This window comes from Jidongwangia harbinensis, from assembly GCF_020216025.1.
Taxonomy (GTDB): Bacteria; Actinomycetota; Actinomycetes; order Mycobacteriales; family Micromonosporaceae; genus Actinoplanes; species Actinoplanes harbinensis.
This window is the reverse complement of record NZ_JAIWNC010000012.1, coordinates 233,553-257,176: the sequence shown is the minus strand read 5'-3', so window position 1 is coordinate 257,176 and position 23,624 is coordinate 233,553. Positions and strand designations below refer to the sequence as shown.

The 23,624-nt window shown below is 70.1% G+C and carries 25 protein-coding genes; 7 read left to right on the top strand and 18 right to left on the bottom strand.

What is annotated here, in order from left to right:
• Positions 1-39 precede the first annotated feature (39 nt).
• Together LDL48_RS18660 and LDL48_RS18655 are read left to right on the top strand one after the other, a co-directional pair.
• Entirely contained in the window at positions 40-492 is a 453-nt protein-coding gene (locus LDL48_RS18660; RefSeq protein WP_225256425.1) for a DoxX family protein, read from the top strand.
• An 82-nt stretch (positions 493-574) separates the two neighbouring features.
• Positions 575-877 carry a hypothetical protein gene (locus LDL48_RS18655; RefSeq protein WP_225256424.1) on the top strand — a complete coding sequence of 101 codons (303 nt, stop codon included), beginning with the start codon at positions 575-577 and terminating at the stop codon, positions 875-877.
• 48 nt (positions 878-925) lie between these two features.
• Here LDL48_RS18655 and LDL48_RS18650 read toward each other — a convergent pair whose 3' ends face one another.
• The 4 genes from LDL48_RS18650 to LDL48_RS18635 form a co-directional block, all read right to left on the bottom strand.
• Positions 926-1,771 (bottom strand): hypothetical protein, encoded by an 846-nt coding sequence (locus tag LDL48_RS18650; protein WP_225256423.1) that lies wholly within the window; start codon positions 1,769-1,771, stop codon positions 926-928.
• A gap of 230 nt (positions 1,772-2,001) precedes the next feature.
• Positions 2,002-2,895, bottom strand: coding sequence for a hypothetical protein (locus tag LDL48_RS18645; protein WP_225256422.1), 894 nt, complete (start codon positions 2,893-2,895; stop codon positions 2,002-2,004).
• A 131-nt stretch (positions 2,896-3,026) separates the two neighbouring features.
• Positions 3,027-3,341 carry an HD domain-containing protein gene (locus LDL48_RS45055; protein WP_225256454.1) on the bottom strand — a complete coding sequence of 105 codons (315 nt, stop codon included), beginning with the start codon at positions 3,339-3,341 and terminating at the stop codon, positions 3,027-3,029.
• A gap of 272 nt (positions 3,342-3,613) precedes the next feature.
• Positions 3,614-4,057, bottom strand: a complete 444-nt coding sequence (locus LDL48_RS18635; protein ID WP_225256421.1) for a MarR family winged helix-turn-helix transcriptional regulator — start codon at positions 4,055-4,057, stop codon at positions 3,614-3,616.
• A 75-nt stretch (positions 4,058-4,132) separates the two neighbouring features.
• On the opposite strand from LDL48_RS18635, the gene LDL48_RS18630 reads away from it, so the two are divergent.
• Positions 4,133-4,507 carry a cupin domain-containing protein gene (locus tag LDL48_RS18630; protein WP_225256420.1) on the top strand — a complete coding sequence of 125 codons (375 nt, stop codon included), beginning with the start codon at positions 4,133-4,135 and terminating at the stop codon, positions 4,505-4,507.
• A gap of 768 nt (positions 4,508-5,275) precedes the next feature.
• Here the strand turns inward: LDL48_RS18630 and LDL48_RS18625 are convergent.
• Together LDL48_RS18625 and LDL48_RS18620 are read right to left on the bottom strand one after the other, a co-directional pair.
• Positions 5,276-5,485, bottom strand: a complete 210-nt coding sequence (locus LDL48_RS18625) for a hypothetical protein (protein WP_225256419.1) — start codon at positions 5,483-5,485, stop codon at positions 5,276-5,278.
• A 55-nt stretch (positions 5,486-5,540) separates the two neighbouring features.
• Positions 5,541-6,371 carry a class I SAM-dependent methyltransferase gene (locus tag LDL48_RS18620; RefSeq protein ID WP_225256418.1) on the bottom strand — a complete coding sequence of 277 codons (831 nt, stop codon included), beginning with the start codon at positions 6,369-6,371 and terminating at the stop codon, positions 5,541-5,543.
• A gap of 105 nt (positions 6,372-6,476) precedes the next feature.
• Between LDL48_RS18620 and LDL48_RS18615 the strand changes: the two genes are divergently transcribed.
• Positions 6,477-7,727, top strand: a complete 1,251-nt coding sequence (locus tag LDL48_RS18615; protein WP_225256417.1) for an ROK family protein — start codon at positions 6,477-6,479, stop codon at positions 7,725-7,727.
• Positions 7,728-7,772: 45 nt separating this feature from the next.
• Here the strand turns inward: LDL48_RS18615 and LDL48_RS43540 are convergent, their stop codons facing one another.
• From LDL48_RS43540 to LDL48_RS18555, 12 genes are all read right to left on the bottom strand, one after another.
• Entirely contained in the window at positions 7,773-8,435 is a 663-nt protein-coding gene (locus tag LDL48_RS43540) for a DUF305 domain-containing protein (protein WP_225256416.1), read from the bottom strand.
• Positions 8,436-8,439: 4 nt separating this feature from the next.
• Complete coding sequence (locus tag LDL48_RS18605; protein WP_225256415.1) at positions 8,440-9,696, bottom strand: copper amine oxidase; 1,257 nt, start codon at positions 9,694-9,696, stop codon at positions 8,440-8,442.
• A gap of 17 nt (positions 9,697-9,713) precedes the next feature.
• Entirely contained in the window at positions 9,714-10,484 is a 771-nt protein-coding gene (locus LDL48_RS18600) for a hypothetical protein (RefSeq protein WP_225256414.1), read from the bottom strand.
• Positions 10,485-10,678: 194 nt separating this feature from the next.
• Positions 10,679-12,082 carry a GH1 family beta-glucosidase gene (locus tag LDL48_RS18595; RefSeq protein WP_225256413.1) on the bottom strand — a complete coding sequence of 468 codons (1,404 nt, stop codon included), beginning with the start codon at positions 12,080-12,082 and terminating at the stop codon, positions 10,679-10,681.
• A gap of 26 nt (positions 12,083-12,108) precedes the next feature.
• Positions 12,109-13,116: an ABC transporter ATP-binding protein gene (locus LDL48_RS18590; RefSeq protein WP_225256412.1), complete on the bottom strand. Its 1,008-nt coding sequence runs from the start codon at positions 13,114-13,116 to the stop codon at positions 12,109-12,111.
• Complete coding sequence (locus LDL48_RS18585; RefSeq protein ID WP_225256411.1) at positions 13,113-14,198, bottom strand: ABC transporter permease; 1,086 nt, start codon at positions 14,196-14,198, stop codon at positions 13,113-13,115. The genes LDL48_RS18590 and LDL48_RS18585 overlap by 4 nt, the downstream gene beginning before the upstream one ends.
• 3 nt (positions 14,199-14,201) lie before the next feature.
• Entirely contained in the window at positions 14,202-15,182 is a 981-nt protein-coding gene (locus tag LDL48_RS18580; protein ID WP_225256410.1) for an ABC transporter permease, read from the bottom strand.
• Positions 15,179-16,285 (bottom strand): ABC transporter ATP-binding protein, encoded by a 1,107-nt coding sequence (locus tag LDL48_RS18575; RefSeq protein ID WP_225256409.1) that lies wholly within the window; start codon positions 16,283-16,285, stop codon positions 15,179-15,181. The genes LDL48_RS18580 and LDL48_RS18575 overlap by 4 nt, the downstream gene beginning before the upstream one ends.
• An 80-nt stretch (positions 16,286-16,365) precedes the next feature.
• Positions 16,366-18,051 (bottom strand): ABC transporter substrate-binding protein, encoded by a 1,686-nt coding sequence (locus LDL48_RS18570; protein WP_225256408.1) that lies wholly within the window; start codon positions 18,049-18,051, stop codon positions 16,366-16,368.
• Positions 18,052-18,164: 113 nt separating this feature from the next.
• On the bottom strand, positions 18,165-19,169 hold the full coding sequence (locus LDL48_RS18565) for a LacI family DNA-binding transcriptional regulator (RefSeq protein ID WP_225256407.1): 1,005 nt from the start codon (positions 19,167-19,169) through the stop codon (positions 18,165-18,167).
• Positions 19,170-19,350: 181 nt separating this feature from the next.
• The gene (locus LDL48_RS18560; protein ID WP_225256406.1) at positions 19,351-19,785 is read right to left on the bottom strand and encodes a hypothetical protein; all 435 of its coding nucleotides are present in this window, start codon (positions 19,783-19,785) and stop codon (positions 19,351-19,353) included.
• Between the two features lie 55 nt (positions 19,786-19,840).
• Positions 19,841-20,683, bottom strand: a complete 843-nt coding sequence (locus LDL48_RS18555; RefSeq protein WP_225256453.1) for an NAD-dependent protein deacetylase — start codon at positions 20,681-20,683, stop codon at positions 19,841-19,843.
• A 918-nt stretch (positions 20,684-21,601) separates the two neighbouring features.
• Between LDL48_RS18555 and LDL48_RS18550 the strand changes: the two genes are divergently transcribed.
• From LDL48_RS18550 to LDL48_RS18540, 3 genes are all read left to right on the top strand, one after another.
• The gene (locus LDL48_RS18550) at positions 21,602-21,925 is read left to right on the top strand and encodes a transposase (RefSeq protein WP_372472141.1); all 324 of its coding nucleotides are present in this window, start codon (positions 21,602-21,604) and stop codon (positions 21,923-21,925) included.
• Positions 21,922-22,815 (top strand): IS3 family transposase, encoded by an 894-nt coding sequence (locus LDL48_RS18545; protein ID WP_225256405.1) that lies wholly within the window; start codon positions 21,922-21,924, stop codon positions 22,813-22,815. Before LDL48_RS18550 ends, LDL48_RS18545 begins: the two co-directional genes overlap by 4 nt.
• 239 nt (positions 22,816-23,054) lie before the next feature.
• Positions 23,055-23,531 (top strand): hypothetical protein, encoded by a 477-nt coding sequence (locus LDL48_RS18540; protein ID WP_225256404.1) that lies wholly within the window; start codon positions 23,055-23,057, stop codon positions 23,529-23,531.
• Positions 23,532-23,624 lie beyond the last annotated feature (93 nt).

Genomic DNA, 23,624 nt, shown 5'->3' with positions numbered 1-23,624 from the left:
CCGCCCACGGGCGACCAAAGCCGACGGGAAGAGGCGGCCATGCGGCGCGCGGCCAACACCACGGGCCAGATCCTCCTGGGTACGCTGCTGCTGTTCACCGGCACCGCCCACCTGACCTTCGCCCGCACCGAGTTCCAGGCGCAGGTACCGTCCTGGCTGCCGCTCGACGAGGACGTGGTGGTGGTCGCGTCCGGCGCGGTCGAGCTGTGCCTCGCGGTGGCCCTGCTCGCCACCTGGAGGCAACCCGCCCGCGGCGTCGTCGGCGCCGTCACGGCGGCCTTCTTCGTCGCGATCCTGCCCGGCAACATCGCCCAGTTCACCGAACACCGGGACGGCTTCGGTCTGAACACCGACGCGGCCCGCGCGATGCGGTTGCTCTTCCAGCCGCTGCTCGTCCTCTGGGCACTCGCCGTGACGAACGCGATTCCCACCCTGCGTTCGGTACGCCGGCGCTGCACCCGCACGACAGCGGACGACGCCGGCCGCACCTGATGGTCGTGCAGGGAGTCGCGGGTGGTGTGCGGCGGTGTCATTGCGGCCCGTTTACCACCACCGGGGCGCCTAGCATGGTCGCGTGGACACTCCCGGAACGCGACCCGGCGACGTCCCGACCGAGCGGGCTCGCGCAGAACAGGCCCTGCGGCGGCTGTCCGGTGTGCCGGTCGTCCTCGCCGCCGCCGTCGGAGAACTCAGCCGTGGCAGCGGTGTCTACGCGTGGTGGGCTGCCCCGTCGGTCCTTCCCGACCTGCCCGGGCCGCCGAACCGGAACGTCCCGTCGCTGCGAACGCTGTACCTCGGCCGGGCGACCAGCCCGCGGAGCCGAATCCTGCGCAACCAACCGGCCAGGAACGCCTGCCACTCCGGCGCCCGGTCCTGAGATGGGTCTGCGACCTCGATCGCACCGTCGCCTCGACGTGGCTTTCCGTCAAGGCCAGACGCGGGCGAGGAACTCGGCCTGGTTCTCGTCGAAGTTCACGGTCTGCAGCACGTAGCCCGTTCGGCGCTGCCCGCTCGTACGGAAACAGATGAACTTCTCGTTCTCGAACTCGACGAAGGACTGCTTGGGCAGCGGGCTCCCCAGTCTCATGTCGCAGTCGGCCTTCGTCGGTGGATCGTCTGGCGACGCCATGAACGTGGCCGCCGACGTGTTCGGGCCGATCTCCACACCGTAGGCCTCGTTCTTGCGTGCCACATAGCGCAGATCGGCTCGGGCCGCGTCCTTGACATGGCCGGGCGGCTGGGCATCGAAGGAGAACCACGTGGTGCCGATCTGCACCCGGTCGTCGAACTCCTCGGCGGCCCGCGTCGACGGCTCCCCGGTGGGCGTCTGCGACGGGGCGGACGGCGGGGGAGCGGGCGGGGTGGTGGCGGCGACCGGCGGCCGGGACGGGTTCGGATCGGGCACGTCGCCGGGCGCAGCCGTGCCCGCGGACCTCGCCTCCCGGGCGGAGTCCCGGTCGAGCCAGACCATGCCGCCGACACCCGCTACCACCGAGAACAGGATCATGACGGTGAGCGGCAGCAGGACCCGGAGCTTCCGCCGGCCCGACGCGGGCGGTGACGCCGGCGCCGGCCCGGTATTGCCGGCCAGCACGCTCAGCACCGCGATCATGATGGCGATGAGCAAGGAATTGACCGAGGCGAACTGGTCGAGCTGTTCCCGGGCGTTGTTCCCCAGCACCTGAGCGGTAACCCACGCCGACGCGACGGTGACGGCCAGCGGGATGCCGATGACCACGATCCAATAACGCAGGGTGTTCCGCTGGGGCATCCGCCCAGTCTGTCGGCATCGGCCGACCCACGTAAGCAGTGGTAGCCGTGAATGGGCTGATCGGGCCCCGCGGTTCGGTCCTAGTCGATGAATCCCGATGGACCAAACCGCCACGAAGCCGAACCGACAGTCGCGAGGTCGTGCCCATCGGCCTCAATGGACTGTGCTGATCCACCGCCGCGCATGCACGTCTCGCCTGAGCGCACCGGTGCCGAGGCGGCCACCACCGACTAGAACCAGGTCCCGAACATTGAATTTGTCTCGCTCTTCCCGGTGAATCTCGAATGGAGGTCCACCGCCTGATCCTCGGTCATCGAGGCGACGAAATCGCACACACTGCGAGCTATGACGACGTTCTCGGAGACGCCACCCGGTCCACTCCTCCGCGCCTCGTCTTTTTTGTTGTGCTCGTAGTTCTCGACGAGCTGGATGGGAATGCGAGGGCTGCCTCTGGACGCCGCCAGAAGATTACTGAGTATTCGGTACAGCTCTTCGATGATCTTTTCCTGGCCCACCTGGGTCACGGCGAGCGGCGGGTTGTCGATCACGTAGTACCAGGTGAGCTGCTTGAGTGCTTCGACCTCGTACTGGAGATCGGCGTTGATTCTCACGTAAGGTGGGCCGGGGAGTATTTCCAGAGCCCCGGTCCCGGAACTCTCGTCCCAGACCTGCGAATATAGGCCGATCCGGTCCGAGATGAAATCCTGAATCTTCTGCCGATCGATGCGGGAGCCCCGGAACTCGCCTTTGAGGGGCTGATCCTTGAGGCGTTCCACCGCGTCACTCAGTTTGGCCGTGTCGAAGCCGTCGCCGTACTTCTTCTGGAGCTTCCCTGCCGCGTAGGTCAGGAACTTCGGGTTGTTCCCGAGCTGGTGCAGTGGAACCAGGCCGGTCGTCGAATAGTCTTCGATGTCGTGCGTGGCGTACGAGACGTCGTCGGCCCAGTCGACCAGGATCGCCTCGAGCGTCCGTTCCGCTCCGGCCGGTCCGCCTTCACGGGTCCAGGTGAAAAGGGCGTGTTCCTGATCGTATATGCCCCATTTTGCCCCTCGGCTGCGGTCCAGCCAGTCGCTCGGTGTCTCTGCGTCCTTTCGTAGGCAGGGATACTTCAGCGAGGCATTCAATGTCGCTCTGGTGAGGTCCAGTCCGCGGCCACTGCCCTTGATGGCGAGTTTGGCGACTATGCGGAATGACTGTGCGTTTCCCTCGAATCCGCCGCAGTCCGGACCGACGAGGTCGTCGAGTTTGTGCTCGGCTATGTGGCCGAAGGGGGATGTCCTAGGTCGTGAATCAATCCCGCCGTTTCCACCACGTTGGGATCCAAGCCGATCTCGTCTCGGAATCGAGGATCCTTCTTGATCAGTGCCTGAGCCATCCGGCGGCTCAGTTGCGCGACTTTCAGCGAATGTGTGAGGCGATTGTGCAGGAGGTGCTTCTCCGACACTGCCGCGACTTGTGTGACGCCCGCGAGGCGGCGAAAGCTTGACGAGTAGAGAACCCGGTCTCGGTCCCGCTGGTACCACGTTCGTACCTCACCGGGTGGAACACTGAGTCCCGCATGCTTTCGCATGGCCCGCAGATTCTGTGTCGAGACTTCTGGAGTCATGATGCCCCCGCACCGATAGGCGACCGGAATCAACAGAACTTGACACGGCTGGAGCTGTCCGCAATGGCGACCGGACTCGGCGACGATCTGCCTGATCGCCAAACGTAGTCACGATACTGCCGGACCGCGGCCGCCGGGACGAAACCCGCGAGGTCCTCGTGGGCCATGCGCCGCACACCGGAATAACCGGGTGGTCGCGGCGTGCGGGAATGCCGGGTTCGACCCGCCGGGCGCGGTCACCAGATGGGGCGGAGCCGGCCGGGTACGGCGAGCCGGGACAGGTCGGCCCGCAGGGCGGCCAGCCGTTCCGTGCCGAGTGCGTCGGCCCAGGGGCGGAGGATCTCGTCGGCGGCCTCCTCCGCGGCGCGGGTGCACGCCCAGCCCTTGTCGGTCAGCACGATCAGCCGGGCGCGGGCGTCGTCGGGGTGGGGCCGTCGTTCCACGTACCCGCGCCCCACCAGGTCCTCGATCATCTGGCTGGCGGCCTGCTTCGTGATGTCGAGATGGTGCGCCAGCTCGACGGTCGTGGCGCCGCCGTGGGACAGCAGCGCGAAGGCGAAGCCGTGTGCCGGTCGCACTTCGGTGAAGCCGCGCGCCCGGACGCCGGCGTCGATGCCGTCGATCAGGGCGCGTGCGGCGCCGAGGAACAAGACGGGCAGGTCCAGAAGGTCGCGATCCACCTCCGCAGTTTGACACATCGGTCAAGCAGCTTGACTATGTAGTCAAGTAGCCTGACCAACTGGAGGGAGAGGATCATGCCGATCGTGCGGAGGTCCGAGGCGGTCGCCCATCGGATGCACGGCACCACGTTCCACTCGTTCGCCGCGCCGTCGCGGGGCAGCGCCGAGCTGTGCGCCTGGCGGGTCGAGTTCGCACCGGGCAGCGCGGGCGTCGCTCACCGGGTCGGCCGGGAGGAGGTCTTCCTGCAACTGACCGGCGAGCTGACGGTCACCGTGGACGGCGTCACCGGCACGCTCGGCGCCGGTGACGTACTGGTGGTGCCGGCCGGCGGCGAACTGACGATCGACAATCCGTCGGCCGAGCCGGGAACCGCCTGGGTCACCACGAGCGTGGGCTTCCAGGCGACCCTGCCGGACGGCTCGACGATCAGCCCGCCGTGGACGCGGTGACACTTTCGGCCGGCTTCCGCAACGGAGGTGCAGGGACGCCTTAGGTCTCGGTTAAGCCTGGGCCGGAGCGTTTCCTCATCGATGAGGATCTAGATACGGTATGCCGGTTCCGCCTGCCGACGCCCCGGCCGGCGGGACCCGAACCCCCACTTTCGGAAGGCAGTAAGCGTGCCCCCCACGCCGACCCGGCCGGCCCCGGCCACCGCACCATCCCTGCACCGACCCGGAGGCGACGAGCCGTCTTGCTACCGCGTGGACCGTGGCGTCCGTCCCAGTCCCGGCACGACCCGCCGCGACCGCGCCCGGCCCGGCCACGGCCGGACCGGCCCGGCCCGGCGCGCCCGTGGCGGCGCCCGCGCCGGCGGCGCGAGGCCTGACCGGCGCGTGCACGTCGGGCGGGTGCGCCGTCGGATGGCCAGGGTAGGGGTGGGACACGCCTGACCGGGCCGGGCGCCGGGCCGCTTCGGGCAGATGACCGCCTCCGGCCGCACCATCATCCCCTTCGGGACCGGCTCCGCCGTTCCCGCGCAACGTGTCCCCGTGCGGGACGCGCAGCCAGGCATGGGCGATGTCCGCGTCCAAGCCTGGTTCTCGAGCCGGCACGCCTGGCGGGGCGTGCCGGCTCCCTAACCTCCGCGGCGCCACGCGGCGACCCGGAAACCGGACACCGGCCTGGTACTGCCTGGTACTGCCTGGCGCGCGAACCGGAAACGGCCCGGCCCCGAAGCGGGAACCGGACCGTCCGATGTGGCCATCCTCGGCCCCGGCCTACTTGCTGGGCTCCGGGATGTCACAGGTGATCTTCGGGTTGACACCCAGCCAGTTGAGCGGGCCGGCGACCACCGTGACGATCACCGTGCCCGCCTCCGCGCAGCTCGCGTCGCCCGTCTCGCGGAAGTAGCCGCGTTCGAAGGCGGCGATGCCGCCGAGGATCAGCCAGAGAAGGACAATGACGCCGCCGATCGATCCGAACCGCATCCGAGTCTCCTATTTCGTGGGGATGGACCGCGGGATACCCGGAACGCGTCGATCTCTAAACGGAAGGTTTGACCGCCTGCAGAGTGTAGGTGTGCGGTAACCGTTCGGGCCGGTCGCTGATCTGCCATTCGTTCTCGGCGACCTTGGTCATCCGGCCGGGCAGCGCCTCCCACGGCACGCTCTGGTGCTCGACCAGTCCGGTGAGCGTGAGGCCGGCGTCCAGCACCGCGGTGACGATCTCGCCGAGGCCGTGGTTCCACTCGTGCGTGACGGTGTGGGTGAACTCGGCGTCCGTCGCCACGTACGTGCCCGGTTCGTCGTACACCTGGGGTTGCTCGTGGGTGAAGTAGGACGTGTGCAGCGCGAGCAGGTCGTCGGAGCGGTCGTAGTCCAGCGCCCACAGCACCGGGTGACCCTCGCGGAGGAACAACCGCCCGCCGGGTCGCAGCAGGGCGGCGACGGTCTGCGCCCAGCGCCGGATGTCGGGCAGCCAGCACAGCGCGCCGACGCCCGTGAAGACCAGGTCGAACCGGGCGCCGCCGAGCGCCTCGGGGGCGGCGTACACGTCGGATTCCACGAAGTCGACCGGGGTGCCGGCCTGCTCCGCCAGCCGCCGCGCCTGCTCCAGCGACTTCGGCGAGAAGTCCACGCCGGTCATGGTGGCGCCGAGCCGGGCCAGCGACACCGTGTCCGTGCCGATGTGGCACTGCAGGTGCACGCCGCGCAGGCCGGCGACGTCGCCCAGCCGCGGCAGGTCGAACCGGACGACCTCGCTGAGGTGCTGCGGATCGGCGGCGAACCGGTCCAGGCCGTAGTCGGAAGAGGCGGCGTGGGCCTGGGCGCGCTCGTCCCAGTTCGCGCGGTTCACCTCGCGGTAGTCGGTCATGGGGGCACGGTACGCCAGGGCCGGTACCGCCCGGTGCTGGTTTTGCACCGGGCCGGGCGACATGATGAGCGGGCACGACAGTCGGACGGCAGGGATGGTGCGCGCGTGGAGACCAGGCGGACGACGGTACGGGATGTGCGCCGGGCGAACCGGGCCAGCCTGCTCACCGACCTGTTCCACGGCGGGCGGCAGAGCCGTCAGCAACTCGGCGACACCACCGCGCTGAGCCAGGCCAGCGTCAGCAACCTGATCGGCGAGATGATCGACGAGGGGCTGGTCGAGGAGGCCGGGCTGGTCGGGTCGGACGGCGGACGGCCGCGGGCCCTGCTGCGGGTCGCACCGGGATACGGGTACGTGGCCGGCGCCGACGTCGGTCCCACCCGGGTGCTGGTCGAGCTGTACGACCTGGCGATGTCCCGGCTCGGCGTCGCGACGTACGCGCTGGGTGAGCGCGGTGGCGATCCCCGGCTGGTCGCCGCGAAGCTGCTCGAGGGGCTGGCCGCGGTCGTCGACGAGGCCGGCGTTCAGCCGTCCGAGGTGCTCGGGTTCGGCGTGGGCGTGACCGGCGTGGTGGACCAGACCTGCGACCCGGTGGTGCACTCGCAGACGAACGGCTGGGACGGTGTGCCGCTCGGCGCGATGCTGCGCGAGGGCACCGGCGTGCCGGTGTTCGTGGAGAACGGCGCCAAGGCGGTCGGGCAGGCCGAGATGTGGTTCGGCGCCGGCCGGGGCGCCCGGCACGCGGTCATCGTGATGGTCGGCGCCGGGGTGGGCGCGGCCGTGGTGATGGACGGGCGCGGCTACCGCGGCGCGAACAGCAACGCGGGGGAGTGGGGACACACCACGCTGGTGTACGACGGCGACCGGTGCCGGTGCGGCGCGCGGGGGTGTCTCGAGGCGTACATCTCCTCGGACCGGGTGGACGCCCGGCTGGCCGAGGCGCTCGGTTGCGAGCCGGACCCGGGGCTGTTGCCGCGGGTGCTGAGCGGCCCGGTCGACGGGCCGGCCGCCGAGGTGATCACGCAGACGATCGGGTACCTGGGCGCGGGCATCGCCGGGCTGATCAACCTGTTCAGCCCCGAGCGGATCGTGCTGGGCGGGCGGGCCGGTCTGGCGCTGGGCGAGCGGTGCCTCCCGGAGATCCGGGCCGCGTCGGCGCGGTACGCCCTGCGGCATCCGTACTCGAAGACCCGCATCGACATCGGCCAGCTCGGGCCGGACGCGGTGGCGATGGGCGCGGCGACGCTGCCGATCGCGCGGCTGCTGACGGACGGGGGTCTGCCGGCGGCCGGCGGGGCGCCGATACCGTTCTCCCGCGCGACCCAGCGCCGTCAGATCAGCCGCGCCCGGGGCTGACCTGACGGCCGCGAGGTGCCCGGGTCGCGGCGGGTGCCCGGGCGGTCAGTTCAGCTCGGTGAGCATGCCGCGCATCGCCTCGTTCTCCGCGGTCTGCTCGTTCACGATGTGTTTGGAGAGCTGCCGCACGTAGGCGTTGCGCCCGTCCTCCAGCGCCGACTGTGCCATCGTGATGGCGCCGTTGTGGTGTTCGATCATGTGCCGCAGGAACAACCGGGTGGCCTCCGCCGGTGCCGCCGCCCCGGCCGCCGCCACCTGGGTCTCGTCGACCATGCCGTGGGCCGCGCCGTCGCGGCCGTGCAGGCGGTGCAGGGCCGGGTCGGCCGGGTTCACGGCGGGTTGCCCCCAGGCCTGGAGCCAGGCGTTCATCTCCTCGATCTCCCGCTGCTGGTCCTTCGCGATGTAGGCGGCCACCGCGTGCGCGCGTTCCGGGATGCCGGGCTTGGCCACCAGGTCCCGGCTCATCCGCACGGCCTGATCGTGGTGGACGATCATCATCTTGGCGAACAGCAGGTCGACCCCGTTCGGCGGCGCCGTGCTCGGCGCCGGTGCCGCCCCGGCACCCCCGGACGACCCGGACGGCGAGGCGGCGGGGCCGGCCCCACCGGCCGCGCCCGGAGGCGTGGCCGGCGGAGCCGGATCCGAACCGCAGCCGCCCAGGACGGCCGCGGTCAGGATCAGCGCGACGGACAGCCGGCGTACGTGCACCGACTCAGTTTCCCGACCCGTTGACGTTCGTCCGGCCGTCCGGCACCAGCGGGTTGACCGCGGTGAAGTCGCGCGGGGACAGGTCGAAACCCTGCCAGTGCAGCGGCATCGGGCTCTGGTCCTCGTCGCGGGGGACGTGGTGGAAGCCGACCCGGACCCACATGATCGGGTCCTTCAGGTCCTGCTTGTCCTTGGCGTAGTCCAGGACCGTCGTGCGGTTGGCGCACTGCGGGTCGGTGTTGTCGGTGGCGTACTTCTCGCACGTCTGGTTCTGGGTGAACGTGACGTCCGGCTTCATCTCCGGGTGCGCCTCGTACACGTCGCTGGGCCCGGTGACCAGTTCGTACGAGCGGAGGTGCCCGTCGGTGTTCTTGGTCGGGCTGGCGACCCGCCACCAGCGCTGGTTGGTCTTGGTGAAGCTGCCCTCCTTGGCGATGTCGGTCTTCGACGTCTTGAGGATCGCCTGCCCGGTCTCGCCGTCCTTGCCGTCGGTCTTGGTGTCGTACTGCTCGACCTTCTCGCCGCCCTTGCCGTCGATGTTGAAGTCGACGCGCCAGAAGGCGGTGTGGAAGTGGTTGGTCTCGTAGTCCTTGGCGCCCTTGCCGATCGGCCAGCCCGTGTCGGGCTTGGAGAAGTCGTTCGCCAGGTCGCCGGTCGCGCCGAGACGGGCCGAGACGGTGCCGTCGTCGTGGAACCGGTACTCGGTCACGTACTCGTACCAGCCGATCTGGGCGATGGACCGGAGCACCAGATCGTGCCCGAGCTTGGAGTAGACCTTGTCCTCCCCGGACGCGCGGTACGCCAGTCCGGACGGCTCCGCGCTGACGCAGAGCAGCTTGCGCTTCTTCAGCGGGTTCTCGCCGTCGCTACCCTCGCGCGCCGACCCGCCCTTGCAGTCGTCGCCGGCGATGGTCTGCGCGAAGGAGCCGCCGAGGCCGTACTCGGTGACGTCGTTGTACTCCACGCCGCCGTGGTCGTAGGGCACGTTGAGCTGGGCGAGCCGGATGTTGTCGAGGATCTGGACCGGCGTCGGGTTCCGCTTCGTCGCCGTCGTGACCTTCTCCAGGATCAGGCCGGCGCCCGTCTGCATCCGCCAGCACATGTCCCAGACGGTGCCGTTGGGCAGGGTCTCCCTGACCTGGGTGGCCGTCCCGCACGGCGCGGGTGCCGCCATGGCGGCCGTGGGGGCGGCGATCGCCGCACCGAGCGACAGGACCATGGTCGCCGCCGCGGCGGCGCCCGTGATGCGCTTGACCGTCATTTCCGCAGTTCCCCGTTTCATCCGAGCCGGACGACGGCGCGCCCGGAAAGGTTGATGATCACGTCGTTGAGGTCGATGAAGGTGCCTTCGCCGGCCTCGACGATCAGCCGCACGCAGCGGTGCTTGCTGCACTTCTTCGCGTCGGAGTCCGCGGGCCGCGGCTCGTAGGTGTGCGCGGTGACGGTGATGTCCTGCGGCCCGGCGAACGCCCGGCCGGTGGCCTTGGCGTAGCCGTCGCGCAGCTTGGCGCCCTGCGCGTCGGCGAGCAGCAGGTTGAGCGCCGTGCTGACCTCGCGGTCGTTGGCCGGCGGCTGCAGGCCGCCCGCCGCGTACGACCCGGTCAGCTTGCCGGCCTTCAGGTCCACGACCTGCTTGTGCAGCTTGTTGGCGGCGTAGTCGTAGAAGTACACGTCGGCCCGGCGCCCGGCGTCGTCATCGGTGATCTCCGCGGACAGGAACTCGGGTCCGGCCTTGCCGGTCACGTCCTTGGCCGCGCCGGCCAGGTTCGGCGTCAGGGCGATGGCGCGCGCCTTGTCCATCTCGGACGCGGTCAGCGGGTCCGAGCCGACGCCGGTGGCGCCGGTGGGCACCGGCTCCGGGTTGGACACCGCGGCCGGCGGGATGCCCGGTGCCGGCGGTGGGTTGGGCGCGGCGTTCGCCTGCCAGGACGACACGCCGAAGGCGCTGACCGCGGAGACGGTGGCGATGCCCAGGCCCCAGACCCACCGCCGGGCGCGGCCCGGTCCGGTCGGGCCGGGCGATGCGGACCGCGTTGTCGATTGACGCACGGAAGTAGCTCCCCCCACTTGATGTGTGCTGGGGGAAGCTTGCTGAGCGGTGCGTAATGCCGAGGTAAATCGATGATCACTAAAGTAAGGAAAGATGCCAGTAATGCCGAGCTGACCTGCGACGGCGCCCCGGGTGTCGGCTAGCCGACAGGGGACACGGCCGAGCCGGCCGTGTCCCCGGGGTCACCGGCGCACTACCGGCCGCGGTCGCGGTTGATCGCGTCGCGGTACCAGAGCGCGCTCTGCTTGGGCGTGCGCTTCTGCGTCGTGTAGTCGACGTGGACGATGCCGAAGCGCTTGGCGTACCCCTCGGCCCATTCGAAGTTGTCCATCAGGGACCAGGCGAAGTAGCCGCGCACGTCCGCGCCCTGCTCGCGGGCCGCCGCCACGGCGGCGATGTGCTCGGCCAGGTACGCGGTCCGGTCGTCGTCGCGCACGAAGTTCTCGTCGTCCGGGCGGTCGTCGAACGCGGCACCGTTCTCCGTGATGACCAGCGGCAGCCCGGGGTAGTCGCGGTGCAGCCGGACCAGCAGCTGGGTGAACCGTTCCGGCGTGATCGGCCAGTCCATCGCGGTCCGCGCGGTGCCGGGGAAGACCTGGCGTACCACCGGCAGGCCGTCTCCGTCGACCGTGTTGCCGTTCTCGTCGGTGCCGCTGAAGTCCTGCCCGAAGTAGAAGTTCACGCCCAGCACGTCGAACGGCGTGGAGATGATCTCCAGGTCGCCGTCCCGCACCGGGAACGCGGATCCCTGGGCGGCGATGTCCGCCACCATGTCCTCGGGGTACCGGCCGTGCCGCAGCGGGTCGAGGTAGATCCGCAGGCCCATGCCGTCCGCCCGGCGGGCCGCGTCCCGGTCCGCCGGCGCGTCGGTGGCCGGGTCGGCGGTGCCCATGTTGAGCGTGATTCCGTACGTGTGCGGCCGGGTCTGCGCCGCCCGCATCCGCTGGGTGGCCAGTCCGTGGCCGAGCAGCAGGTGATGCACCGCGGAGATGGCCGCGCCGAAGTCCCGCCGGCCCGGGGCGTGCACGCCGATCTGGTATCCGAGCCAGGCCGAGCACCAGGGTTCGTTCAGCGTGGTGAACGTGTCCACCCGGTCGGCCAGCTTGTCGAAGACCAGCATCGCGTAGTCGGCGAACCGGTACGCGGTGTCCCGGTTCGGCCAGCCGCCGGCGTCCTCCAGTTCCTGCGGCAGGTCCCAGTGGTACAGCGTGACCCACGGCGCGATGCCGGCCGCCAGCAGTTCGTCGGTGAGCCGGTCGTAGAACGCCAGGCCGGCCGGGTTCGCCGGGCCGCGGCCGCCGGGCTGCACGCGCGGCCAGGCCACCGAGAAGCGGTACGAGTCCACGCCCAGGCTCTTGATCAGTGCCACGTCCTGCGGCATCCGGTGGTAGTGGTCGCAGGCGACGTCACCGTGGTCGCCGTCCCGGACGGCGCCGGGTACCCGGCAGAACGTGTCCCAGATCGAGGGGGTCCGGCCGTCCTCGGTCGCGGCGCCCTCGATCTGGTACGACGACGTGGCGACGCCCCACCGGAAGTCCGGTGGGAAGGTCGCGTACGGCAGCAGCGGTCCGGGAGCGGGGGTGACGGTGGGGTTCATGGGTCTCCTGTGGGGATGAAAAAGGCCTAGCCGACCGACTCGACGACTGGGTGTAGCCAGCAGGCTACCGAGCGCGATGCGCCGTCCGGGGTTGTTGGGCGTCCCAGCACCGGAATGTTGCCGGCGCACGGCTCGAACACCTTCGGGCAGCGCGGGTGGAACGAGCAGCCGCTCGGCATGCCCTTGAGGTCGGGCGGCGAGCCCGGGATGCCGGTCAGCTCGCGGCGGGGACCGCGCAGTGCCGGGAACGAACTCAGCAGGCCCGCGCTGTACGGGTGCAGGGAGTCGCGGTACAGCGACGCCGCGGGCGCCTCCTCGACGATCCGGCCGCCGTACATGATGGCGATCCGGTTGGAGAACTCCACCAGCAGGGACAGGTCGTGGGTGATGAAGATGACCGAGAAGCCGAGCCGCTCGCGCAGCTCGATGAGCTGGCCCAGGATCTGCCGCTGCATCACCACGTCCAGCGCGGTGGTGGGCTCGTCCATGATGACCACCTGCGGCTGCAGGATCAGCGCCATGCCGATCATCACCCGCTGGCGCATGCCGCCGGAGAGCTGGTGCGGGTACGCGTCCATCCGGTCCGGTGAGATGCCGACCAGCTTGAGCATCTCGCGGCAGCGCGCCTGGCGGCTGTGTGCGGACATCGTCGGCTCGTGCGCCGCCAGCACGTCGCCCAGCTGGGTGGAGATCTTGTGCACCGGGTTCAGGGAGTTCATCGCGCCCTGGAACACGATGGCCGTCTCCGCCCAGCGGAACTCGCGCAGCCCGCGGTCGGACAGCGCCAGCACGTCGTACGCCTCGCCCTGCTCCGGGTGGTAGACCACCTCGCCGCCGGTGATCACGCCGGGCGGTGCGAGCAGCCGGGTCAGGCCGTAGGCGAGCGTCGACTTGCCGGAGCCGCTCTCCCCGGCCAGGCCGAGCACCTCGCCGCGGTGCAGGGTCAGGTTGACGTCGCGGACCGCGTGCACCGCCTGCTCGCCCAGCCCGTAGTCGACGTTGAGGTTCCGGATCTCGAGCACCGGCTCACTCATGGATTCACCTCTTCGGTGCGTTGCACGGGGGTGGCCCCGTTCAGGTTGATCGGCATGGGCCGGGCGTGGGTGTGCGGCTCGGCCGAGTTCGCCAGCACCGGGGTGAAGCCCACGCGCATCCGTACGGTATGGCCGGAGGCGGTCTTGATCTTGGTTTTGCCGGCGCTGCGCAGGCGCGGGCTGACGAACTCGTCGATGCCGAAGTTGATCAGCGACAGCGCGGTGCCGAGGAACGCGATCGCCAGGCCGGCCGGGACGAACCACCACCACGCGCCCTGGGCCAGGGCCTGCTGGCTCTGCGCCCAGAACAGGATCTCGCCCCAGTTCCAGTTCGAGATGCCGCCGATGCCGATGAACGCCAGCGTGATCTCGGTGGCCACCGCGAAGATGACGGTACCCACGAAACCGGAGGCGATGATCGCCGTGAGGTTCGGCATGATCTCGAAGAAGATGATCCGGCAGGTGGTCTCGCCGGACGCCCGGGACGCCTCGACGTAGTCGCGCCGCCGCAACGACAACGTCTGCGCCCGCAGCACCCGGGCACCCCACGCCCACGAGGTGAGCCCGATGGTCAGGGCGACGATCGTCGAGCCCGCGTTCTGGAAGGTGGACGCGACGATGATGATCAGCGGGAGCGCCGGGATGACCAGGAACACGTTGGACAGCGCGGACAGCGCGTCGTCCCAGCCGCCGCCGAGGTAGCCGGCGGTCACCCCGACGATGACCGACAGGATGGTCGCGGCGACGCCGGCGGTCAGGCCGACGACCATCACGCCGCGGGTGCCGACCAGCAGCTGGCTCAGCACGTCCTGCCCGAGGTGGGTGGTGCCCAGCCAGTGGTCCGGGGACGGCGGCGCCACCAGCTGGCTGCTGCGCGCGCCCGGATCGTACGGTGCGATCCACGGCCCGATGACCGCGAACAGCAGGTAGACGCCGAGGATGACCAGGCCGGTCGCGGCCTTCGCGTTGGTCACGAAGCGGAACCGCTGCCGCTTCGCCTTGACCGGCTTGGCCTCCTCCGGCTGGGCCATCGCACCCTGGCCGGGGATGACCTGGTCGATGCTGGACGTGGGAATCGTCATCGCTCAGCCCTCCTTACGGGTGCGGGGGTCGAGGAGCAGGTAGAGGATGTCGGCGATCAGGTTGGCGACCAGCACCGCGATCGTGATGATCAGGAAGATGCCCTGCATCAGCGGGTAGTCCTTCGCGCCGACCGCGCGGAACAACAGGAAACCCAGGCCGGGGTACGAGAAGACGATCTCCACCAGCAGCGTGCCGCCGACGATGAAGCCGAGCGACAGCGCGAAGCCGGACACGTTGGGCAGCAACGCGTTCCGGGCTGCGTAGCTCAGCGCCACCCGCCGCTCGGACAGGCCCTTGGCGTGCGCCACGGTGATGTAGTCCTCGGCGGCCACCGTGACCATCATGTTGCGCATGCTGAGGATCCAGCCGCTCACCGACGAGATCAGGATGGTCAGCGCGGGCAGCAGGCTGTGCTGGATCGCGCTCGGGATGAAGTACTGGTCCCAGGCGGGCACCAGGCCGCCCTCGTAGCCGCCGGAGGACGGGAAGAAGCTGTCCGGCCCGGCCAGCAGGAAGATGGCGAGCAGGCCGAGCCAGAAGTACGGCACCGAGGACAGGAACGTGGTCACCGGCAGCAGGCCGTCCACCCAGGAACCGCGCCGCCAGCCGGCCAGCACGCCGAGGCTGGTGCCGAGGAGGAAGCTGATGACCGTGGTGATGCCGACCAGCGCAACGGTCCACGGCAGCGCCTCGCCGATGATCTCGGAGACCGGCGACGGGAACGCGGAGAAGGACAGGCCCAGGTCGCCCCGGAACAGCTGACCCCAGTAGTCGACGTAGTCGCTCCACAGGCTGGAGTTCTTGTCGATGCCGAACAGCACGTACAGCGATTCGATCGCGTCGCTGTTCAACTGGCCCTGGAAGCGGGCGAGCAGCGCCTGGACCGGGTCGCCGGGGATCATCCGGGGGATGAAGAAGTTGATGGTCATCGCGGCCCACGCGGTGAAGACGTAGAACGCGATCCGCTGCAGGACATATCTCATGGCGCCTCCTCCCGGACGATGCCGGCCGCGGCCGCGGAACCGGGTTGCTCGGCCGCCACCGTGCCCTGGTCGTAGAGCCAGCAGGCGGCCCAGTGCCCGGGCCGGTCGCCGATCTCCAGGCGGACCGGCAGATCGGTGGTGCACCGGGGCATGGCCATCGGGCAGCGCGGGTGGAACCGGCAGCCGGCCGGCGGCCGGATCAGGCTCGGCGGTTCGCCGTTACCGCGATCGCGGGTGTCGGCCTCGAGCGTGCCGTGCAGGCGGTCCGGATCCGGCGCCGAATCGATCAACAGCCGGGTGTACGGGTGCGCCGGCGACTGGGTCACGGTCTCGCTGTCGCCGCCCTCGACCATCCGGCCCGCGTACATCACCACGGTCTCGTCGGCGAAGTACCGCGCCGAGGCGATGTCGTGGGTGATGTAGAGGATGGCCAGGTTCAGCCGTTCCTTGAGGTCCCGCAACAGGTTCAGCACACCCAGCCGGATGGAGACGTCCAACATGGACACCGGCTCGTCGGCGAGCAGCGCCTCCGGGTTCGCGCCCAGCGCCCGGGCGATCGCGACGCGCTGCCGCTGGCCGCCGGACAACTCGTGCGGGAACTTGTCGAGGTAGCGTTCGGGCGGCGTCAGCGACACCCGGTTCAGCAGGTCGTGCAGTGCGCGCTCGAGGTCGGCCGAGGTGCGGCCGGCGTTGTGGTGGATCTTCAGTGCCCGGGTCAGGTGGTACCGGATGGTGTGCACCGGGTTCAGCGACGCGAACGGGTCCTGGAAGATCATCTGCACCCGCGCGGCGTACTGCCGGAACTGCCGGCCGCCGGAGACCCGGGTGGACGTGCCGTGCAGCCGGATGTCACCGCCGGTCCGGGGATAGAGCTGCGCGAGCAGGCGGGCCACCGTGGACTTGCCCGAGCCGGACTCGCCGACCAGGGCGGTCACCCGGCCCCGGCGCAACGTGAGGTCCACGTCGTCGACGGCGTGCACGGCGTGGTGCGTCCGGCTGAAGAGGTCGCGCAGGCTGCGGCGTACCGGGAAGTGTTTGGTCAGGCCGGCCGCCTCCAGCACCACCTCGCTGGCCGGCGCCGGGGCGTCTTGAATCGACGTCATGCCGAGTTCCTGTCTTGATGGGGTGGTCAGCGTGCCGCCCCCGGCACCGGCGTCGTGCCGGTGCCGGGAGCGACGTGAGATCAGGAAGTGGCGGGCTTCAGGTGCAGGACCACGTCCAGCGCGTTGGCCTGGGTGGGCTGCCCGGCGCCGTACGGGTTGCTGTCGTCCGGCCAGCCGACCCAGTTCTTCGTGCTGTACGCCGCGCCGACGTTGTCCGCGCCGACCGGCACCATCGGAACCTGCTCCACGAACACCTTCTGCATGGTGTTCAGCGCGGCGGTACGGGCGGCGTCGTCACCGGCCTCGCGGTACGCCTTGATCGCCGCGGTCGCCTGCGGGTTGTCGAAGCGGCCGAAGTTGCCGGCCGGCGAGGCCTGGCCGATCGGCTTGAGCAGCGCGCCGTCCATCACGGTCTGGTAGATGTCGTACGGCGTCGAGCCGCCGTTGGTCCACCGGAACGTGGCGTCGAAGTTGCCCTCCTCGACGTTCTTGAACCAGGCGTCCTGGTTGGCCTTCTCCACCGTGGCGGCGATCCCGATCTGGGACAGGTTGTCCTTCACGATCTCCAGCGAGGTCTGGTAGTCGGACCAGCCGGCCGGGTCGGTCAGCGCGATCTTCACCGGCTTGCCGCTCGGGTCGGTCAGCGTGCTGCCGTTGAGCTTGAAGCCGGCCTGGGTGAGGACCTGCTTGGCGGCGGCGACGTCGACGGCGTGGGTCTTGCCCTTGTACTCCGGGGCGATGAACGTGTCACCGGCCGGCGACGGCAGGCCCGTCACGCTGGTCACCACCGGGTGGAAGTAGCCCGCCGACGCCTGCTGGAAGATGTCCTCGCGGTTGACCACCAGGTCGATCGCCTTGCGCAGCGCCACGTTGTCCAGGGGCGCCTTCTTGGTGTTCAGGTAGAGGCCGTGGATGCCCAGCACCGGCGGCGCCCAGACCTTGTAGTGCTCCGGGTTCTTGTCGACGAAGACGGCCTTGTAGTTCGGGATGAACACGAACGACCACTCGGCGGAACCGTCGGCCAGCGCCGTGGTCTGCGCGTTGTTGTCGGTGTACGAGGTGTACCGCAGCTCCTTCACGGCCGGCAGTTCCTGCCAGTAGCCGGAGGTGCGCACGCTCAGCGTGGTGGTCTGCGGGGTGAAGGACTTCAGCGTGTACGGGCCGGAGCCGACCGGGTTCTTCACCGCGTCGGTCGTCGGGTCCTTGATGTCCTTCCACAGGTGCTCGGGCACGATCGGGTTCTGGCCCAGGAACTTCTCCCGGTACACGAACATCGACGAGGTGAACTTGATGGTCACCACGTTGCCGGTCGCCGAGATGTCGCCGTACGGCGTGTTGTTGGTGTTGAGGGCCTTGGTCTTCTTGATCAGGTTGTGCGTGAACGCGACGTCGTTCCCGGTCACCTTCTGGCCGTCGGACCAGGTGGCGTTGTCCCGCAGGGTGATCTTGACGCTCTTGTTGTCCGGGGCCCACTCGGCGCCGGTGGCCAGCCACGGCTTCGACGGCTCGGCCGGCTTCACCGGGTTCCACATCATCAGGGGCTCGTAGATCATCCACTTGTAGCCCAGCATGGAGCCGGCCGACGTGGACAGGAAGGGATTGTGGTTCTCGGTCTGCGGACCCTGCGGCATGCCCACGCTGAGGAACGTGGCGGCCTGCTTGTTGCTGTTGGAGTTGTTGGCGTTCGGCGAGTCGCCGCACGCGGCGAGGCCGCCCGTGGCGAGCACGCCCGCCAGGGCGATCGGGAACAACCTTCTTCTCTGCATCGAATTTCTCCTCGGGTACTGCAATCGGGTGAGAGGTGTGCCCCCGGTACGAGGGCGTGCGGTATCGCGGCGCCGGCCGGGAGCCGGTACCTCGATGTCCGTGGAATGCGGGCCTAGGGGCCGGTGGTGGAGGCGCGTGCCATGAAGGTGGCCGGGATGACGGTCGGGCGGTTGGGCAGGGGTGAGCCCTCGAAATGGGCCAGCAGGGTACGGGCCGCCGCCTCGCCCATCTCGCGCAGCGGCTGGTGCACCGTGGTGAGCGGCGGCTGGGTGTGTGCCGCCATCGGGATGTCGTCGAAGCCCACCACCGCCACGTCCTGCGGCACGCGGCGGCCACTGTCCACCACCGCCTGCATGGCGCCGGTGGCGGACAGGTCGTTGTGGGCGAAGACGGCGTCGAACTCCAGGCCGGCCTCGACGGCGCGCTGCACGCCGGCGATGCCGCAGGCGATCGTGAAGTCGCCGGGCAGCACGCGGTCCGGGGTGACCGGGTGGCCCGCCTCGGCGTACGCGCCGGTGAAACCCTCCAGCCGCTGCACCGTGCAGCCGAAGCGCTCCGGTCCGGCGATCACCAGCGGGCGGACCCGGCCCAGCGAGAGCAGGTGCCGGGCGGCCGCGCCGGCGCCGGTGTGGTTGGTGGTGCCGACGCTCGGGATCTGCCGTGGCTGGACGTCCCGGTCGTCGATCAGCACGACCGGCAGGCCCCGGGCGTGCAGGGTGGCGATGTAGTCGAGCGTGCCCTCGGGCTCGATGACCAGCAGGCCGTCGAAACTCTTGGCGGAGACCTGCGCGCCGAACTGGCGCATCGACTCCTCGCCGCGGTTGCAGGTGAACAGCAGCAGGCCGTACCGCTCGGTCTCCAGCACGTCGACCGCGCCCTGCAGCACCTCGCCGATCCACGGCCAGGTGAGCGAGGGCACCAGCATGCCGACCACCCGGGTGCGCCCACGGGCCAGGCCGACGGCCCGGGAGCTCGGCACGTAACCCAACTCGTCGATCACCTTGCGGACCCGGGCGGCGGTGGACTCGTCCAGCTCACCCTTGCCGTTGAGCACGCGGGACACGGTCGTCTTGCTGACCTTGGCCCGCGCCGCGACGTCGGCGATGGTGATCGGCACTGGTCCTCCGGGGATGTCCGGCCGGTTGCCACGTCATTTCGGAACCGGTTTCGGGAGCGGTTCCGGCAGTTAACTCCAGTGAGTCCGGTCACGTCAATGGACCGTCGTCTTTATTTAGGTTTCAGCACGGTTACGGTCCAGCAAACGCTCTCTAGGTGGACTTAGGCGGCGAAATGGACGCTCAAGGCCGGCCGAGTCTACTGGGGACGGTCGACGAGGCGGGCCACCGGTCCCGCACCAGGCCGGTCAGCAGCACCACCGCCGCCGTACCCACCGTCATCCCGGCCGCCACCAGGATCGCGCCGACCAGGTACAGCCCCGAGTCGTCCGCCGCGGCCGCCTGCACCGTCCACGCCACGGTGAACGACACGGTCATCACGGCTGCCGCCGGCCGGCGCGGAACCCCGGCCAGCACGGCGACCACCAGCACCGCCGACAACGTCAGCACGCAGCCGGCGACCTGCATCGCCGAGTACGGCCCGGTCTCGTTGCCGGTTACCGGATCCAGCTCCTTGGTGGTGTCCCCGCCGAGCCAGCCCCACCAGACCAGAACCGTGACACCGGCCAGGGCGACCGCACCGAGCACCGGGCGACCCCGGAAGATCATCAATGTCATACCCACGAACCTAGGCGACCGGCGGACCCGCCCGGATGAGTACGGATACCCGACCTCAACTGGTGACCGGGGCCTGCCCCAGCCGGTCCGCCAGAGCGGTCAGCGCCGCACCCAGTGGTGCGTCCACCCGCAGCCCCGCATACGGGTCGCCCCGGGTCACGCCCTGGTTCACGATCGCCACCCGGATGCCCTCCTTGGCCGCCCGCAACACGAAGCGGCGCCCCGACATCACCGTCAACGACGACCCCAGGACCAGCAGGGTACGGGCGGCGCACACCAGAGCGAAGCTGGCGCTCACCCGCTCCGGCGGCACGGTCTCCCCGAAATACACCACGTCCGGCTTCAGCATGCCGCCACACCCGGCACAGTCCACCACCGAGAACCCGTCCAGCTCGGCGTCGTCGATCTCCACGTCACCGTCCGGGTTCACCGCCGACACCGCCGCCGCGAACCCCGGATTGGCCGCGTCCAGACGCCGTTCCAGGTCCTGCCGCCCGCTCCGCTCACCACAGTCCAGGCAGACGATCCGGGACAGGTTGCCGTGCAGTTCCACCACGTCCCGGGCCCCGGCGGCCGAGTGCAGGCCGTCCACGTTCTGCGTCACAATGCCGTCCAGCACGCCGAGGTGCTGCAGCCGCGCCACCGCCCGATGCCCGGCATTCGGCTGGGCGTCCCCGATCGTGCGCCAGCCCAGGTGGCTGCGCGCCCAGTAACGCCGGCGCGCCACCGGATCGCGGGTGAAAGCCTGATAGGTCATCGGCGTCGCGCGCCGGGCCGCGCCGGACGGGCCGCGGTAGTCCGGAATGCCGGACTCGGTGGACAGGCCGGCCCCGCTGAGGACCACGACGCCACCGTCGGCGATCCAGTCCGCCAGCTCACCGGTCCGGTCGGTCTGCACAAGGTTCACCCGTCCATGGTCCCTCACCCGCCGCGGTGGCCACCCCGCCTCTCGGGCAGCGTGCCGAGGTCGTCGCGAGTGCCCGTGGTGTGCCGGCGCTGGCGGGCGGGGTGTCTGCGGCATTTGTGCGCTCCGACTGCGGAATTGCGGTGGTGACGATGACCGCATCGCGCCAGGTGTCGGCGTGTCACGACGTCGGATCGCCGGATTCTGGCGGGGCGGCGTGGTGCGCCTTGCGGAGGTCGCGCGGGCACGGGCCGGCGCAACGGCGCGTGTGGTTTCGGGGTGCTGAGGGTGCCGCATTTCTGCACGTGGTGCTGGGTCGGCTGGCCGGGTGTGTGGGTTTCGGGTTTGGAGGGTGCCGCATTTCTGCACGTGGTGCTGGGGCCGGCTGCGTGTGTGGTTTTGGGGTGCGGAGCGCGTCGGATTTCTGCACGCCGTGTTGGGGGTGGTTGCGTGTGTGGTTGTTGGGCGCGGAGGGTGCCGCATTTCTGCACGAGGTGCTGGGGCTGGCCGGGTGTGTGGGTTTCGGGTTCGGAGGGTGCCGCATTCTGCACGTGGTGCTGGGGCCGGCTGCGCGTGTGGTTTTGGGGTGCGGAGGGTGCCGGATTTCTGCACGTGGTGCTGGGGCTGGCCGGGTGTGTGGTTTTGGGGTGCGGAGGGTGCCGGATTTCTGCACGTGGTGCTGGGGCTGGCCGGGTGTGTGGTTTTGGGGTGCGGAGCGCGCCGGATTTCTGCACGCCGTGTTGGGGGTGGTTGCGTGTGTGGTTGTTGGGCGCGGAGGGCGCCGCATCTCTGCACGAGGTGCTGGGGCCGGCCGGGTGTGTGGGTTTAGGGTTCGGAGCGCGCCGTATCTCTGCTGGGCCTGACCCGCTTTGACGGACATCTGAGATCTGGAGCCGGTGGGGTTCCGGGAGGATGTCGAGCATCATGGAGAGTGTGGGGAAGAAGCGGTCTCGGCCTCGGCGGGCGTTCACGCCGCAGTTCAAGGCTGAGATTGTCGAGTTGTGTCAGCGTGGTGACCGCACGATCGCTCAGGTCACCGAGGATTTCGATCTGACCGAGACCGCGGTGCGGCAGTGGGTCAAGCAGGCCGAGGTTGATGCGGGTACGCGGTCGGATGGGTTGACGTCCGAGGAGCGGGCGGAGTTGTCGCGGTTGCGGCGGGAGAACCGCCGGTTGCAGCAGGACGTCGACATCCTCAAGCGGGCGACGGCTTTCTTCGCGAGGGAGACCCGGTGAACGTGTATCCGTTCGTCGAGGCGGAGCAGGCCGGCGAGCACAGCGTCAAACGCGCGTGTGAGCTGTTGAAGGTCTCCCGGTCCGCCTACTACGCCCGCCATGAGCGCAGCACCCGCGCGCGGGTCGATGAGCAGCTCACGGTCAAGATCCGCGAGGTGCATGCGGCGTCGGACGGCACCTACGGTGCACCGCGGATCCACGCCGAGCTCGCCGACGCCGGTCTGCGGCATGGCCGTAAACGCATCGCCCGCCGGATGCGGGCCGCCGGGATCCGCGGCAAGAGCCCACGCCGGTGGCGGCTCACCACGATTGCCGACCCGAACGCGACGGCGCGGCCGGACCTGATCGGCCGGGACTTCACCGTCGACGCAACAGCGGTCGACACCCGCTGGTGCGGCGACATCACCTACATCAACACGTGGGAAGGGTGGCTGTACCTGGCCACCGTCATCGACCTGGCATCGCGGCGGGTGGTGGGCTGGGCCGTCGCCGATCACCTACGCACCGACCTGGTCGACGCCGCCCTGTCCGACGCCCTCACCCGGCGCCGGCCGGCTGACGGGCTGATCTTTCATTCCGACCGCGGCTGCCAATACACCAGCGCTCAACACGCCCGCCTCGCTGGCCAGCACGGGGTGCGGTTGTCGGTCGGCCGGCGTGGCCAGTGCTGGGACAACGCCGTCGCGGAGTCGTTCTTCGCCACGCTCAAAACCGAACTCATCCACCGCCAGGCCTGGCCCACCCGCACCGCCGCCCGGCAGGCGATATTCGCCTACGTCGAGGGCTGGTACAACACCCGGCGCCGGCATTCCAGCCTCGGCTACCTCAGCCCAGCCGCATACGAAACCGCCACCAGCGCCCAGCCGCCAACCGTCCGCACAGCAGCTTGAGGATCAACACACATCAACCCTGTCCGTCGAACCGGGTCAAGCCCATGCACGTTGTGCTCGGGCGGCAGGGCGTGTCGCGTGGTGGAGGGGCGCCATGATCTGCTCCGTCCCTCATGATCGGGCCGCCGCGCCGGTCGGCGCCGAGATCGCCGGCCGGCATGCCCCCATGGTGCGCGGGACGAACGCCGCACATGGGATGACCTGTGCAGGTTCGGGGGCAGACCGGTAAGTTGGCGATTGTGGCCGAGGTTGCGCGCATCCTGCCCCGTCATTGGGACGGGCACCGGCTGCTGCGCTTTCTGACCGGTCTGGCCCTGCTGGCGCTCGCCTTCGCGGCCCCGGCCTTCCCGGCGCCCAGCTTCGGCCCGGACGTGACGGCCCAGCCGGCCCTCCACGCCGAGGACCGCCCGGTTGAGAGCCGCCTGGCCGAGAGTCCTGCGGTCGCGGGCCGCCCCGCTGACAGCCCTGCGGTCGCGGGCCGCCCCGCTGACAGCCCCGCGGTAGCGAGTCGCCCCGCCGACAGCCCCGCCGTCGCCAGCCGTCCGGCAGGAAGCCCCGACCCCGGAACGGCCGCGGTCGCAGTGGCCCTCGCCGCGCCCCGCCTCCCCACCGCACTCCACCCGGCCGAGATCGACCGGCCGCACCCGGACGCCGCCACCCTCCCTGCCGGCACCGGCCCCCGGGCCCACGGGTCGCGCGCCCCGCCGCTGTTCTGATCGCCGACATCCTGCACCCGTGACGTCCCGGGCCGCCGTCCACACCTGCGGCCGCCCGGAGCAACGGTCACCGTGGAACGCCGTCCCGGCCCC